Origin of the sequence: Streptomyces sp. NBC_01497, assembly GCF_036250695.1 — a bacterium.
Taxonomy (GTDB): domain Bacteria; phylum Actinomycetota; class Actinomycetes; order Streptomycetales; family Streptomycetaceae; genus Streptomyces.
Genome location: NZ_CP109427.1, coordinates 7,617,121 through 7,631,727 on the forward strand (window position 1 = coordinate 7,617,121; position 14,607 = coordinate 7,631,727).

General features: G+C 73.1%; 12 protein-coding genes. All 12 read left to right on the forward strand.

What is annotated here, in order from left to right; genetic code table 11:
* Positions 1-42 precede the first annotated feature (42 nt).
* Positions 43-2,208, forward strand: a complete 2,166-nt coding sequence (locus OG310_RS32300; RefSeq protein WP_329459379.1) for a SpoIIE family protein phosphatase — start codon at positions 43-45, stop codon at positions 2,206-2,208.
* Positions 2,209-2,565: 357 nt separating this feature from the next.
* Positions 2,566-3,783: a D-mannonate dehydratase ManD gene (gene manD / locus OG310_RS32305; RefSeq protein ID WP_329459380.1), complete on the forward strand. Its 1,218-nt coding sequence runs from the start codon at positions 2,566-2,568 to the stop codon at positions 3,781-3,783.
* Between the two features lie 42 nt (positions 3,784-3,825).
* Positions 3,826-3,963: a hypothetical protein gene (locus tag OG310_RS32310; RefSeq protein WP_329459381.1), complete on the forward strand. Its 138-nt coding sequence runs from the start codon at positions 3,826-3,828 to the stop codon at positions 3,961-3,963.
* Between the two features lie 230 nt (positions 3,964-4,193).
* Complete coding sequence (locus OG310_RS32315; protein ID WP_329459382.1) at positions 4,194-4,454, forward strand: hypothetical protein; 261 nt, start codon at positions 4,194-4,196, stop codon at positions 4,452-4,454.
* 22 nt (positions 4,455-4,476) lie between these two features.
* Complete coding sequence (locus OG310_RS32320) at positions 4,477-5,655, forward strand: methyltransferase (protein WP_329459383.1); 1,179 nt, start codon at positions 4,477-4,479, stop codon at positions 5,653-5,655.
* Positions 5,656-5,754: 99 nt separating this feature from the next.
* Positions 5,755-6,150 (forward strand): TOBE domain-containing protein, encoded by a 396-nt coding sequence (locus OG310_RS32325; protein WP_329459384.1) that lies wholly within the window; start codon positions 5,755-5,757, stop codon positions 6,148-6,150.
* Positions 6,151-6,248: 98 nt separating this feature from the next.
* Positions 6,249-7,079, forward strand: a complete 831-nt coding sequence (gene modA / locus OG310_RS32330; protein WP_329459385.1) for a molybdate ABC transporter substrate-binding protein — start codon at positions 6,249-6,251, stop codon at positions 7,077-7,079.
* A 99-nt stretch (positions 7,080-7,178) separates the two neighbouring features.
* Positions 7,179-9,131, forward strand: coding sequence for an ABC transporter permease (locus OG310_RS32335; RefSeq protein WP_329459386.1), 1,953 nt, complete (start codon positions 7,179-7,181; stop codon positions 9,129-9,131).
* Positions 9,132-9,181: 50 nt separating this feature from the next.
* Positions 9,182-10,114, forward strand: a complete 933-nt coding sequence (locus tag OG310_RS32340; RefSeq protein WP_329459387.1) for a LysR family transcriptional regulator — start codon at positions 9,182-9,184, stop codon at positions 10,112-10,114.
* Positions 10,115-10,299: 185 nt separating this feature from the next.
* Positions 10,300-11,460 (forward strand): NAD-dependent formate dehydrogenase, encoded by a 1,161-nt coding sequence (locus tag OG310_RS32345; protein ID WP_329459388.1) that lies wholly within the window; start codon positions 10,300-10,302, stop codon positions 11,458-11,460.
* Between the two features lie 231 nt (positions 11,461-11,691).
* Positions 11,692-13,455, forward strand: coding sequence for a potassium channel family protein (locus OG310_RS32350; protein ID WP_329460490.1), 1,764 nt, complete (start codon positions 11,692-11,694; stop codon positions 13,453-13,455).
* A gap of 99 nt (positions 13,456-13,554) precedes the next feature.
* On the forward strand, positions 13,555-14,601 hold the full coding sequence (locus OG310_RS32355) for a phosphatidylinositol-specific phospholipase C domain-containing protein (protein WP_329459389.1): 1,047 nt from the start codon (positions 13,555-13,557) through the stop codon (positions 14,599-14,601).
* The last annotated feature ends 6 nt before the right edge of the window (positions 14,602-14,607 follow it).

Here is a 14,607-nt window from a genome sequence, read left to right on the forward strand (position 1 = left end):
GGGGGACCACGCGCCGGGACAGCGGGCGACGGGACGCAGGTGATGGCCGAATCCACCGCAGGGGCCGCGTGGGCGGCGCTCGACGCGTCGGGCCTCGCGGAGGCCGCGACGGCGGTGATCGACGGGGAGGGAACCGTCCTCGCGTGGACCGGGTCGGCGGAGCGCGCCCTCGGGCACCGTGCCGCGGACGTCGTGGGCCGGCCGGTCACGGCCCTGCTCGCGGAAGGTGACGGCGCCGAGCGGACGGCGAACTGGCGCGAGCAGGCCCGCACCCGCCGGCCCTGGTCGGGGGTGCTGTTCCTGCGGCGCCGCGACGGCAGTGGCCTCAAGGCCGTCGTGGAGGCCCAGCCGCTGCTCGGCGAAGGGCGCGCGGACTGGCTGGTGTCGGCGACGGACCCCTCCGGATCGTCCGCGTGGCCGCCCGCCCGGTCCGCGGTCGCCACGACGCTCCTCGCGCGCGCACCCGTCGGCCTGTCGATCTGGGACACGGACCTGCGGTGCGTCTGGGTGAACGGCACGGCGGCCCGGCAGGACGGCTTCCTGCGCAGGCGGCGCCTGGGCCGCCTGATGACCGAGGTGCAGCCGGGGCCTCCCGGACGGGCGATCACCGCCGCGATGCGTCAGGTGCTCAAGACCGGCGAGCCGGTGATCGAGCGCGAGTACCCCTGGCGGGTGCCCGGCGAGAGCGAGGACCGGGTGCTGTCCGCGAGCTACTTCCGCCTCGACGGGGCCGACGGGCAGCCGATCGGCGTGTGCAACATGGCGACCGACATCGAGAAGTCCCTCGTGCGCCAGCACCTGCTCACTTTGGGCGAGGTCGGCAGCCGGATCGGCACCACCCTCGACGTCCTGAAGACCTCCCAGGAACTGGCCGACGCGGCCGTGCCGCTGCTCGCCGACTACGTCACGGTCGACCTGGCGGACACCGTCCCGATCGGTGGCGAGCCGCTCCAGCGGCTGGCGTCGTCGAAGGGCGGCATCCCGGTCTTCCGCCGGGCGGGGATCGCCTCCGTCCACGAGGGGGTGCCGGAGTCCCCCTGGAAGGTCGGCGAACCGGTCTTCGTCCCGCGCACGTCCCCCTTCACCCAGGCCCTGCTCTCGGGCGAGACCCATTTCGAACCGGTCCTCGACACCTCGATGGACACCTGGTTCGGAAGGGACCCCGAGCGGCGGGCCAGGGCCATCGAGACCGGCATGCACTCCCTGATCATCGTTCCGCTGCGGGCACGCGGGGTGGTCCTCGGAGAGGTCGTGTTCGTCCGTACGGAGAACCGGACGCCCTTCTCCCGCGACGATCTGCTGCTGATCGAGGAACTGGTCGAACGGGCCGCGCTGAGCCTCGACAACGCGCGGCGGTACACCCGGGAGCGTGAGGCGGCGGTCGCCCTCCAGCGCAACCTCCTCCCGCGCACCCTGTGGGGCGGTCCCGCGGTCGACATCGCCTTCCGCTACCTGCCCGCCGACATTCACGAAGGGGTCGGCGGCGACTGGTTCGACGTGATCCCCCTGCCGGACGCCCGGGTCGGCCTGATGATCGGCGACGTCGTGGGCCACGGCATCAACGCCGCCGCGCTGATGGGCCAGTTGCGTACCGTCATGGGCACCCTGGCCGACCTGGACCTGCCGCCGGAGGTACTGCTCGCGCGGCTGGACCGGCGGGTCGTGCAGATGGCGGGCGGGAGTGACCGCCCCGAGGGCCCCGCCGCGCCGGTGATGAGCTGCACCTGCGCCTACGCGGTGTACGACCCGGTGACCATGCGCTGCACCGTCGCGTCGGCCGGACACCCCCCGCCCGCCGTCAGGCGTCCGGACGGTGAGGTCTCCTTCGTGACCGTGCCGCCGGGTCCGCCGATCGGCCTGGGCACCATGACGTACGAGTCGGCCACCGTCGAGCTGCCCGAGGACAGTGTCATCGCGCTGTACACCGACGGTCTTATCGAGACCCGCAACGCCGATATCGACGACGGTCTCGACCGGCTCGGCGCGGCCCTGTCGTGGGACGCACCCTCCCTGGAGGAGCTGGGCTCGCATGTGACGGAGACACTGGCGCCGCGCCGGGCCCGCAGGGCCCAGGCGGCGAGCGCCGCGGGCGGGGAGTTCGTGGGCGGATCCGGCCGGTTGCCGCGTTCCGAGGACGACGTCGCGCTGCTGCTCGCGCGCACCCGCCTGCTCAGCCAAAGGGACGCCGCCGCGCAGAAGCGGGCGTGAGGGCGCGCGGCCCCGGGGGGCTCGTGGGCCCCGGCGGCCCGAAGCTGCGCCGGCCGGTGGAGGCCTGAAGCCCGACGGCCCGAGGCCCGGGTGGCGAGTGGCGGCCCGGACCCCCGTGGCCCGTAGCCCGTACGGCGCGGGGCGCCCGCCTGCCGCTGCTCCCGGCACCGTCCGCCGGGACCCGGGCAACGCGTGGCTCCCGGGCTCCGGTGGACGGTCGCGGGGGGCGGGGCCCTGCGGGCATGCTGGTCGCGCACACCGCTCGCCAAGGACGCGTTCGCCGCAGAACGCTCCGTCGTCACCCGCGAACCGCTTGCGATCCACCAGGATCCCGTTCATGACAGGAGCCGCGCCCGAATGAAGATCATCGCAGCCGACACCGTGGTCACCGGCCCCGGCCGCAACTTCGTCACCTTGCGCATCACCACCGAGGACGGTCTCACCGGCGTCGGCGACGCCACCCTCAACGGCCGGGAACTGGCCGTCGCCTCCTATCTCCGGGACCACGTGGCGCCGTTGCTGGCCGGCCGGGACGCGGGACGGATCGAGGACACCTGGCAGTACCTCTACCGGGGCGCCTACTGGCGGCGCGGTCCGGTGACGATGGCCGCCGTCGCGGCCGTCGACACCGCGCTGTGGGACATCAAGGCGAAGGCCGCGGGCATGCCGCTGTACCAGCTGCTCGGCGGCGCCTCCCGCGTCGGCGCGCTCACCTACGGACACGCGTCGGGCCGCGACATACCGGAAGTCCTCGACTCCGTGCGGGAGGTGCTGGCCCAGGGCTTCCGCGCGGTGCGCATCCAGTCGGGTGTCCCAGGACTCGCCTCCGTCTACGGTGTGGACGACGCGACGCGGGCCGCGGGCGGCACCGCGCCGAACGGGCACCCGAGGCCCCACGAGGAGACGTGGGACACCCCGGCCTACCTGCGCCACATCCCGCGCGTCTTCGAGGCCGTACGAGCCGAGTTCGGCCCCGAACTGCCGCTGCTGCACGACGGGCACCATCGGCTGACGCCCATCCAGGCGGCCCGGCTCGGCAAGGACCTCGAACCGTACGACCTGTTCTGGCTGGAGGACGCCACACCCGCCGAGGACCCGTCGGCGCTGCGCCTCGTGCGGCAGCACACCACCACGCCGCTCGCCATCGGCGAGGTCTTCAACTCGGTCCACGACTACGGTCCGTTGCTGACCGAGCGGCTCATCGACTACGTCCGCTCCGCGGTCACCCACGCCGGCGGGGTGAGCGGTCTGCGCAAACTCCTCGACCTGGCCGCCGTGCATGGTGCGAAGTCGGGCATCCACGGACCCGCCGACATCTCGCCGGTCGGGATGGCGGCGGCCGTCCATCTCGACCTGGCCGTGCACAACTTCGGCATCCAGGAGTACACCCGGCACACCGACGAGACGCTGGAGGTCTTCCGGCCGTCGTACACCTTCGCCGACGGCATGCTGCGCCCGTCGGAACTGCCCGGTCTCGGCGTCGACTTCGACGTGGAGGCGGCGGCCAGGTTCCCCTACGAACCGGCCTACCTGCCGGTCAACCGGCTGCTGGACGGCACGCTGCACGACTGGTGACGGTGCTCGGCGTTCGGTGTTCGCCGGGCCCGGCCGACCCTGGTGACCACCCTCGGACTGCTCGCCGCGCACGGGACACCGGCCGCGCACGGGACACCGGCCGCCCCGGCCGCGTCCGGCGGGGCGGCGTCCGAGCGGGCGGGAGCCGCCGAGGCGCTGCCCGGCGGACCCGTGCCGTAAGGCCCCGCGGCCGCGTCCGACGGGCGCGCGCCCGCCACGTCCGCGGCGGGCGGGCCGGCGCGCCGGCAAAGCCGTCACCTGTGACAAGGGCGCCGGCGGCGAGGCCCCGGGACGGAAACCGTGAGCCGCGCTTGTTTTGTCCGAACGAGCGGTACGGCGCGCCGCCGCGTGCGATGCTCGTCACGGAAGGTGGCGGTCCGTCCACACGGGGAACGAAGGAAAGTGACGCCATGCCCGCCCTCTGGCTCCAAGTGCTGCACTCGCTCTCCCGGCCCGGCGCGGCGCGCGACGGCGACATCCTGGCCCGTGCCGCCGCGGACATCGCCCTGCGTGACCATCCGCGGCCCCCGGCGAGCGCCGACGTGGTCCTGGAGATCGCCAGGACCGAGTTCGCCGCCGTGCTGAACCGGACCCAGGCGCAGACCGCCCTGGACCGCGCCCGCAGGGCGTCCCGCGACCGCGGCGACGGAGCCCGTACACGCGACGGCTAGCCTGTTCACCACCATGGACGGTTTGACGACACCCTGGGGCGAGTTCGTCCTCACGCGCTATCCGGAAGATCCGCACGACCCTCTGCGCGCCTGGGACGGCGCCGACAGCTATCCGCTGCGCCACCTCGCGGACACCGGGGCCGACCTGTCGGGCGCCGTGACCGTGCTGGGCGACCGGTGGGGCGCCCTGAGCACCGCCCTCGCCGCCGCCCGCCTCGAAGCGCCGGCGGCCGGGCCGCTCGACCAGATCACGGACTCGTACCTCACCCAGCGCGCCACGCGTGCGAACCTGCGCCGGGCGGGTATCGACCGCGCCGCCGTGCGCCTGCTCTCCTCCCGCGCCGCGCCGCCCGAGCGAGTCGACGTGCTCCTCGTCCGCGTCCCCAAGAGCCTCGCCCTGCTGGAGGACCAACTGCACCGGCTGGCGCCAGCGCTGCACCCCGGCACCGTCGTCGTCGGCACCGGCCGCACCACCGAGATCCACACCTCCACGCTGCGCCTCTTCGAGGGGATCGTCGGGCCGACGAGGACCACCCTCGCGGAACGCAAGGCACGCCTCATCCTCACCACCCCCGCCGGGAGCCTCGTCGGCGACGGGCGTGCGGGCCCAGCCAACCCCTGGCCCGCGCGGTACGCGCTGCCCCGCGACGTGGGCGTCATGTCGGGGCGCCAGGTCACCGGCCACGCCGGGATCTTCTGCGCGGACCGGCTCGACCTCGGCACCCGTTTCCTCCTGCGCCATCTGCCGCAGCGGCACGGCCACGAGCACGTGGTCGACCTCGGGTGCGGCAACGGCGTCGTCGGCACCGCGGCCGCCCTCGCCAACCCCGGCGCGAGGGTCACCTTCATCGACGAGTCGTACGCGGCCATCGCCTCGGCCGAGGCCACGTACGGACAGAACGTCGGCTCACCCGCCGCCCCCGCCGCCTTCGTGCTCGGCGACGGACTCAGTGAGGTGCCCGCGGGCAGCGTGGACCTCGTACTCAACAATCCACCGTTCCACAGCCACCAGGCGACCACCGACACGACCGCCTGGCGGATGTTCACCGGATCGAAGTCGGCGCTGCGAGCAGGCGGTGAACTCTGGGTCGTCGGTAACCGGCACCTGGGATACCACGCGAAACTCCGCCGCCTCTTCGGCAATTGCGAGGTCGTGGCCGGCGACCCGAAGTTCGTCGTGCTGCGCGCGGTCAAGGCCTGAGAACGCCCCTTGGACTTTCCTCCGCCTGGGCACGCATCTGCCCGGTAGATTCCCATGAAGAGTTGTAAATGCCAGGCCAGGCGGCCTATCTTGTCGCGTATGCAGTCGTACACAATCGGTCAGGCGGCCAGGCTGCTCGGGGTGAGCCCCGACACGGCACGCCGCTGGGCCGACGCAGGGCGGGTCGCCACGCACCGCGACGACGGCGGCCGCCGTCTCATCAGCGGCCCGGATCTCGCGGCCTTCTCCGTGGAGATCGCCCAGATCGACACCGAGGACGAAGACCCCCAGGTCACCTCGGTGCGTAACGCTTTTCCCGGCATCGTCACCGCGGTCAAGGTGGGCGACGTGGCCGCGCAGGTGGAAATCCAGGCGGGCCCCCACCGGCTCGTCTCCCTGCTCACCCGGGAGGCCGTGGAGGAACTCGGCCTGGAAGTGGGCATGCGGGCCACCGCCCGGGTGAAGGCCACCAACGTGCACGTCGACCGCACCTGACCCACCGTCGTACGACCGGCGTCGTCCGTCCCCGGCGCTCCTTCCCCATCCGCTCGCGGGGCCCCGCGGCCCCGTCACGCCCAAGGAGTCCCAGACCCATGTCTCTTGTGACCCGCCGCCGCTCAGCCGCCGTCGCCGTCGCGGCCCTCGTCCTGCCGCTCGCGGCGGCCTGCGGCAGCAGCGACGACAGTGGGAAGAAAGCCGACGCGGGATCGTCCGCCTCCGCGGCCGCGCCCTCCGCCTCCTCGTCCTCAGGCAGCGCCCCCGCCGCGAACCTGACGGTGCTCGCCGCCGCCTCGCTGACCGACGTGTTCAAGACGGCCGGCGACACGTACATGAAGGAGAACCCGGGCACCAAGCTGGCCTTCTCCTTCGCCGGCTCCCAGGACCTGGTCGCCCAGGTGAAGCAGGGCGCTCCCGCGGACGTGCTGGTCACGGCGGACACGAAGACCATGGACAGCGCGAAGTCCGAGGTCGACGTCCCGACGGTCATCGCCAAGAACCGGCTCGTGATCGTGACGCAGAAGGGCAACCCGGACCACGTCACGTCCCTCAAGGACCTGGCGAACCCGAAGCTGTCCGTCGTCCTGGCCGCGCCCTCGGTGCCCGTCGGCAACTACGCCGACCAGGTGCTGAAGAAGCAGCACGTCACCGTCCACCCCAAGTCCGAGGAGACCGACGTCCGTTCGGTGCTCACCAAGGTGGAGACCAGCGCGGACGCCGGCATCGTCTACAAGACCGACGCGGCCACCGCCACCGACAAGGTGGACGCCGTCACCATCCCCGACGCCCAGAACGCGGTCGCGTCCTACCCGGCCGCCGCCCTCAAGGACTCCAAGCAGTCCGCCGCCGCCCAGGCGTTCGTGAAGTGGCTCAGCACTCCCGAGGCCCAGAGCATCCTGCAGAAGGCGGGCTTCCAGCAGCCGTAGCCTCCGCTCCCCTCCGCCGCGCCGCCCGGCCCCGCTCGCCGGACGGCGCGACGGTGCCCGGCTCCCACCCCCAGGCGCACCCAGGTCAGGACGCACCGGATGACTCGGACGACTCGCATACGAACGCGTGGGGTGGGCACCCCGATCGCCCTCGCGCTGCCGGCCCTGCTGGCGGTGGCGTTCCTGCTGCTGCCGCTCATCGCGGTGATCACCAACACCGAGTGGCACGAGCTGTGGCACCACCTGACGACCCACGACACCCTTCTCGCGCTCAAGCTCTCCCTGGTGGTCTCGTTCAGCGCGCTCGGCCTCTCCCTGCTGTTCGGCGTGCCGCTGGCCTGGCTGCTCGCGCGCGTCGACTTCCCCGGCAAGACGCTGGTGCGTTCCCTGGTCCTGCTGCCGATGGTCCTGCCGCCGACCGTCGGCGGTGTGGCGCTGCTCCTCGGCTTCGGCAGGCGCGGCCTGATCGGGCCGTTCCTGGAGAACACCTTCGGCATCGTCCTGACCTTCCACACCTCAGGGGCCATCGTCGCCGCCGCGTTCGTCGCGATGCCGTTCCTCGTCATCAGCCTGGAAGGCACCCTCGCGGGGCTCAGGCCCGCCTACGAGGAGACGGCGGCGTCCCTCGGCGCCTCGCCCGTACGGGTGTTCCTCACTGTCACCCTGCCGATGGTGGCCCCCGGCCTCGTCGCGGGGTCCGCCCTGACCTGGGCACGCGCGCTCGGCGAGTTCGGTGCCACCATCACCTTCGCGGGCAACCTGCCCGGCACCACCCAGACGCTGCCGCTGGAGGTCTACCTGCTGCTGCAGGACTCGCCAGAGGCCGCCACCTCGGTCTCACTGCTGCTGCTCGTCATCGCCATGGTCGTGCTGGTCGGACTGCGTGGCCGGTGGGCCGGCGTGAGCGCGCGCCGCGGGCCCGAGCCCGGACACCGGGCCGAGGAGCCGGGCGGCGCGGGCGCCGCGCCACCGCCGCAGCGGCCGGAGCCGCCCGAGGAGCCGGCCGTCCCGGCCGAGACCTGGAACCTGCACGCCGACGTCACCGGCTTCAACCAGCTCACCCTGGACGCGGAGGGCGGCACCACCATCGCCGTCGTCGGCCCCAACGGAGCCGGGAAGACGACGCTGTTGCGCGCCCTGCTCGGCCTCACCCCCCGGGCCCGCGCCGACCTGCGCCTCGGCGGCCACGACGTCAGCCGGCTGCCGCCGCACCGGCGCGGTGTCGCCTGGGTGCCGCAGAACGGCGCCCTGTTCCCGCACCTGAACGCGCTCAGCAACACCGCGTACGGGCTCCGCGCGCACGGTGTCGCCCGTGCCGAGGCGCGGCGCAGCGCGCAGCGCTGGCTCGACCGGCTCGGCGTCGGGCACCTCGCCCACCGCAAGCCGCACGAACTCTCCGGGGGGCAGGCCCAGCGCGTCGCCCTGGCCCGCGCGCTCGCCGCCCGCCCCCGGCTGCTCCTCCTGGACGAGCCGCTCGCGGCGCTCGACCAGACGACCCGCGCCCAGGTGCGCCACACGCTCCGCAGCCACCTCGGCGGCTTCGGCGGGGTCTGCCTGATCGTCACCCACGACCCCGTCGAAGCGGTCTCGCTCGCCGACCGTGTCCTGGTCCTGGACGGCGGCCGCAGTCTTCAGGACGCGCCGCCCGCCGAGGTCTCCCGCCACCCCCGTTCGCCCTGGGTGGCCCGCATGCTCGGACACAACGCCTGGTCGGGCACGTGCCAGGAGGGAGCGCTCGACGTGGTGCCCACCGGCCGGCTCGTGGTCGCCGAGTCGCTGCCCGAGGCGACCGCCGCGCTCGCGGTGATCGGTCCCGAGGCGGTCGCCCTGCACCGCCGGCGTCCCGAGGGCAGCCCCCGCAACGTATGGCCGGGTACCGTACGGGAGATCACCGCGAGCGGCAGCAGACTGCGCGTCCTCGTCACCTCCGACGAGGTGCCCGATCTGGTGGCCGAGATCACTCCTGCCGCCGCCGCCGAACTCGCCCTGGCCGACGGGGTCCGGGTATGGACCAGCGTGAAGGCCACCGAGGTCACCCTGGTGGCCCTGTGAACGAGCCGATGCCCGCCGGGCGGTGAGGGCGGGGGACAGGGGAGCGGGCCGTGCTGCTGCGTCAACTGGAGTACCTGGTCGCACTCGCCAGGGAGCGCCACTTCGCCCGCGCCGCAGCCGCCTGCTACGTCTCCCAGCCCTCGCTCTCCGCGGGCATACGCAAACTGGAGCGGGAACTCGACGTGCCCATCGTCCGGCGGGGCCGCCGCTTCGAAGGACTCACGCCCGAGGGCGAGCGGGTCCTGCTGTGGGCCCACCGCATCCTCGCAGAACGGGACGCCCTGCGCCACGAACTCTCCGCGATGCGCGGCGGGTTGGCCGGGACCCTGCGGCTCGGCGCCATCCCCACCGCGCTGACCGTGGCGTCGCTGCTCACCACACCCTTCTGCGAACGCCATCCACGGGCCCTGGTCGTCATCGACTCGCTGCCGTCCCGGGACATCACCCACCGCCTCGCCGAGTTCGAAATCGACATCGCCCTGACCTACCTGGACGACGACAGCCTCGGCAAGGTGCGCAGGACACCGCTGTACGAGGAGCGCTACCTGCTGCTCACACCGAAGGACGGGCCGCTGGCCGGGCAGCGGGAGGCCCAGTGGTCCGAGATCGCCCGGCTGCCGCTGTGCCTGCTCACCCGCCAGATGCGCAACCGCCGCATCATGGACGAGTTCTTCGCCGCGGACGGTGTCGGAGCGGTCACCCCGTCCGTGGAGACGGACTCCGTCGCGGGCCTGTACGCGCACCTGTCGGCGGGCCACTGGTCCAGTGTCATCTCGCACGCGTGGCTGCACATGTTCGGCGTGCCCGAGGGCATGCGGGTGCTGCCGCTGTCCCGCCCCGACCACGGGCCGCGCGTCGGGCTCGTCATCGCCGACCGCAGCCCCGAACCCCTCCTCGCCCGCGCCCTGCTGGAGACCGCCCGTCAGGCGGGGGTGCGTGAGGCGCTCGACCGCCTTCTCGACGTGTATCTCCAGAAGTCCTGAGATCACCCCCGTTTCCAACGACCCTGCGGGCGGCCGGATCGTGAGCGACCGGATCCGGCGCGGCGGCCCGGACCGCCGGTGATAGCCGCCGTCTATCCGCGTACAGGAACTTTCACTTTGACCGCGCCCGCTGCACCCGCCACCGTGAGGACACGTTCCCGAAACACACCGATGAGGAGTCTGTCATGGCGAAGGTGCTGTGCGTGCTGTACGACGACCCGGTCGACGGGTACCCGACCTCCTACGCCAGGGACGACATCCCCGCCATCACGAGCTATCCCGGCGGGCAGAGAGCGCCCACGCCCGAGGGCGTCGACTTCACCCCCGGGGAGCTCCTCGGCAGTGTCTCCGGCGCGCTCGGCCTGCGCGACTGGCTGGAATCGGCCGGGCACACCCTCGTCGTCACCTCGGACAAGGACCGGGAGGGCTCGGTCTTCGACCAGGAACTCGCCGACGCGGACGTGGTGATCTCCCAGCCGTTCTGGCCGGCCTACCTGACGGCCGAACGGATCGCGCGGGCCAAGAACCTCAAGCTCGTCGTCACCGCGGGCATCGGCTCCGACCACACCGACCTCGACGCGGCCGTCGCCCACGGCCTCACCGTCGCGGAAGTCACCTTCTCCAACAGCATCAGCGTCGCCGAGCACGTCGTGATGATGATCCTCTCGCTCGTGCGCAACTACCTGCCCAGCCACCAGTGGGTGCGGGACGGCGGCTGGAACATCGCGGACTGCGTGGCCCGTTCGTACGACCTGGAGGGTATGCACGTCGGCACCGTCGCCGCCGGGCGCATCGGGCTCGCCGTGCTGCGCCGCCTCGCACCGTTCGACGTCCAGCTGCACTACACCGACCGCCACCGGCTGTCCGCTGACGTGGAGCGCGAGCTCGGCCTCACCTGGCACGACAGTACCGAGGCGATGGTGCCGCACTGCGACGTCGTCACGGTCAACGCGCCCCTGCACCCGGAGACGGAGGGCCTGTTCGGCGACAAGCTGCTCTCCACCATGAAGCGCGGCACCTACCTCATCAACACCGCCCGGGCGAAGATCGCCGACCGGGACGCCGTGGACCGCGCACTGCGCGACGGCCGGCTCGCCGGCTACGCGGGCGACGTCTGGTACCCGCAGCCGCCCCCGGCGGACCACCCCTGGCGCACCATGCCGCACCACGGCATGACACCGCACATCTCGGGCTCCTCGCTCTCCGCGCAGGCCCGTTACGCGGCGGGCACCCGCGAGATCCTGGAGAGCTTCTTCGCGGGCCGGCCGCTGCGCGAGGAGTACCTGATCGTGGACAAGGGGGCCCTCGCGGGCGCCGGCGCCCACGCCTACTCCGTCAACACGTGACGTCCGTGCGCCCATCCAGTGATCCGGTGATCGGCTGATCCCACGCCCCGTGCCGCCGCGCGGAGCACCGCGCGACCGCCCCGGCCCGCCGTCCACGGCCGGGGCGGCCATCACGTCCTGACGGCGGTTCGGCACACTGGGGCCGTGCCCTCACTTCCCCGACAGACCCAACACGACGGCGGCGCCGACCCGGACGCGGACGGCGAGCGGTCCGGCGACCGCGACGGCCACATGATCGTGTGCGGCGACGACGGGCTGGCCCGGCGGCTCGCGAGCGAACTCCACGAGCTGTACGGCGAACGCGTCGTCCTCGTCATGCCGCCCGCCGCCACCGCCGTGCGGCCGCGCGCCCGGTTCGGGGCGCGGCGCGCGAGCGGCCTGCGCGTGGTCGAGGCACCGGAACTGCGCGACGAGACACTGACCGAGGCCGGCATCGCCGACGCGGCGGCCCTCGCCCTGGCCTACGAGGACGACGAGATCAACATCAGGGCCGCGCTCGCCGCCCGCCGCGCCAACCCCGGCCTGAGGCTGGTGATCCGGCTCTACAACCGCAGGCTGGGAGAGCAACTCGCCGACCTCCTCGACCAGGCGGGTGCCGGTACGGGCCCCGCCGGCGCTCCCGGCCCCACGACCGGTGCCCTGACCACCGTGCTCTCGGACGCCGACACCGCGGCCCCCGCGCTCGCCGCCACGGCCGTCGCGGGCACCAGCAGGGCCATCGCCGCGGGCGGTGTCCTGCTGCGCGCCGTGGAGCGCGGCGCGCCCGGCGCGGGGGCGGACGCCGAGCCGCCGCTCGCCACGCTCGCCCTGCTGTCCACGGGGACCACCGCCGACGGCACGCCCTACCGCGGAGGGGACAGTCCCGAACTGCTGCCGGACGACGCGGCGGTGGCGGGCGCGGCGGAGCGCGGCCGGGTGGTGCTCGAACGGGTCGGGACGGACCGGCAGGGCACCGCGCGGGCGGCCGGCCGGGGCGCGCCGCTCACCGCGCTGTTCTCCCGGCAGGTGCGCTGGTCCTTCGCCGGTATCAGCGCCGCGGTCCTCGCGCTGGCGGGCGCCACCTGGATCACCATGGGGACCACCAGCCCGCTCGGCGCTCTCTATCTCGTGCTCCTCGACCTCTTCGCCATCGACGATCCGGCCCGCGGTCAGCCCGCGGACCGCAAGATCCTCCAACTCCTCGCCGGTTTCGCGGGACTCCTGCTGCTGCCGCTCGTCACGGCCGCGGTCCTCGAAGTGTTCGGCACCTTCCGTACGGCGTCCTCGCTGCGCCGTCCGAGCCGCGGGCAGTCCGGCCACGTCGTGCTCCTCGGCCTCGGCAAGATCGGCGGCCGGGTGCTGCGGGAACTGCGCGACCTGCGCATCCCGGTGGTGTGCGTGGAGGTCGACCCGACCGCACGCGGTGTCTCCGTGGCGCGACGGATGCGCGTACCGACGGTCATCGGGGACGTCACGCAGGAAGGCGTCCTGGAAGCGGCGGGCATCGGCAGGGCCGCGGCGCTGCTCGCGCTCACCAGCAAGGACACCACCAACCTGGAGGCGGTGCTGTACGCGCGGACCCTCGCCCCCGACCTGCGGGTCGCACTGCGGCTCTACGACGACGACTTCGCCACGGCCGTCTACCGCACCATGCGCGCCGCCTACCCGGCGGCGCTGACCCGCAGCCGCAGTGTGTCGGCGCTCGCCGCACCGGCCTTCGCGGTGGCCATGCTGGGCCGCCAGATCGTCGGCGCGATCCCGGTCGAGCGGCGCGTCCTGCTGATCGCCACTCTCGCCGTCGCCGGCCAGCCGCGACTCGAAGGGCGCACCGTGGACGAGGTGTTCACAGCGGGGACGTGCCGCATCGTCGCGGTGGACCGGCCCGCGGAGCGCCGGGGCTCCGGTACTCCCGTACCGCCGGGGGACTATGTCCTGCGGGCCGGCGACCGGGCCGTGGTGGCGGTCACCCGGCGTGGACTCGCAGGACTCGTCGGCCGCCAAGCAGCTGTCCTTTAAGATCGCGTCCTCCCGTTCGTCACCGAACTCGCCTACGCTCCATGCTGTTTGGCACTGAACCGGCATGCCCCATCCATGCTTTCGGGAGGACGAACCCCCATGTCCAGATCCGTCCGCAGCGCCGTCGCCCTCGGCGCGGCCGCGCTCGTCGCCCTGCTCGGCTCGCCTGCCTCCGCGGCAGACGTGCAGCAACTCCCGTACTCCCAGTCGACGGCGGTAGGCATCCACAACACCTACGACCCGGCGGCGTTCCCGTACCTCGCGGACGGTCTCGGCACCGGAACCGGGCTGATCGAGCTGGACACCTGGACGAACCTCGTGGGGTCCGCTTTCCGGGTCTCCCACGACCCGGTCGGCAACAGCAACAACTGCACGGGCTCCACCACCGTGGCGGGCCTCACCTCCGGTTCCACCAACAAGGACCTGGCGGGCTGCCTCACGGACCTGAAGACCTGGAGCGACGCCCATCCCGACCACGCCCCGGTCGTGGTCAAGGTGGAGATGAAGGACGGCTTCCTCGCGAACAAGGGCCGCGGGCCCGCCGAGTTCGACACGCTCGTCAACAGCAAACTCGGCACCTCCCTCTTCCGCCCGGCCGACCTCACCGCGGGCACGTACGCCACCCTCGACGCCGCCGCCCGGGCCAACGCCTGGCCGTCCCGCGCGCAGCTCCAGGGCAAGTTCGTCATCGAGCTGATACCGGGCACCGTCGAGGAGCAGAACCCCTTCGACACCTTCTGGACCGACCAGGAGTACGCGACCCACCTGCGGGACCTGCAGGCGGCCGGCAACCTGGCACAGGCCACGGCGTTCCCCGCCGTGCACACCGTCAACACGCCGGGCGACCCGCGCACCCGGTACGCGGATGCCACCCTGCGTCCCTGGTTCGTGTTCTTCGACACCGACGCCAGCGGTTTCGTGTCCAACGGCATCGACCTCAACTGGTACGACCAGAACCACTACTTCGTCGTCCTGACCGACGCCCAGAACGTGGCCCCGGCGATCGACGGCACCAACCCGACCGAGCAGCAGGCCAGGGACCGGCTGAACCTGCTGGCCCAGGACCACGCGAGCATCGTCTCGGCGGACTGGCGCTCGCTGCCGAGCGTGGACTCGGCCGTCGTCCCGCGCGGCTCCGCGCAGTAGCGTCCC

Bases quoted from the DNA above. Each gene is read 5' to 3' on its own strand.
- OG310_RS32300 (WP_329459379.1), top strand. From the start codon at position 43: ATGGCCGAATCCACCGCAGGGGCCGCGTGGGCGGCGCTCGACGCGTCG.
- manD (WP_329459380.1), top strand. From the start codon at position 2,566: ATGAAGATCATCGCAGCCGACACCGTGGTCACCGGCCCCGGCCGCAAC.
- OG310_RS32315 (WP_329459382.1), top strand. From the start codon at position 4,194: ATGCCCGCCCTCTGGCTCCAAGTGCTGCACTCGCTCTCCCGGCCCGGC.
- OG310_RS32325 (WP_329459384.1), top strand. From the start codon at position 5,755: ATGCAGTCGTACACAATCGGTCAGGCGGCCAGGCTGCTCGGGGTGAGC.
- modA (WP_329459385.1), top strand. From the start codon at position 6,249: ATGTCTCTTGTGACCCGCCGCCGCTCAGCCGCCGTCGCCGTCGCGGCC.
- OG310_RS32335 (WP_329459386.1), top strand. From the start codon at position 7,179: ATGACTCGGACGACTCGCATACGAACGCGTGGGGTGGGCACCCCGATC.
- OG310_RS32345 (WP_329459388.1), top strand. From the start codon at position 10,300: ATGGCGAAGGTGCTGTGCGTGCTGTACGACGACCCGGTCGACGGGTAC.
- OG310_RS32350 (WP_329460490.1), top strand. From the start codon at position 11,692: ATGATCGTGTGCGGCGACGACGGGCTGGCCCGGCGGCTCGCGAGCGAA.
- OG310_RS32355 (WP_329459389.1), top strand. From the start codon at position 13,555: ATGTCCAGATCCGTCCGCAGCGCCGTCGCCCTCGGCGCGGCCGCGCTC.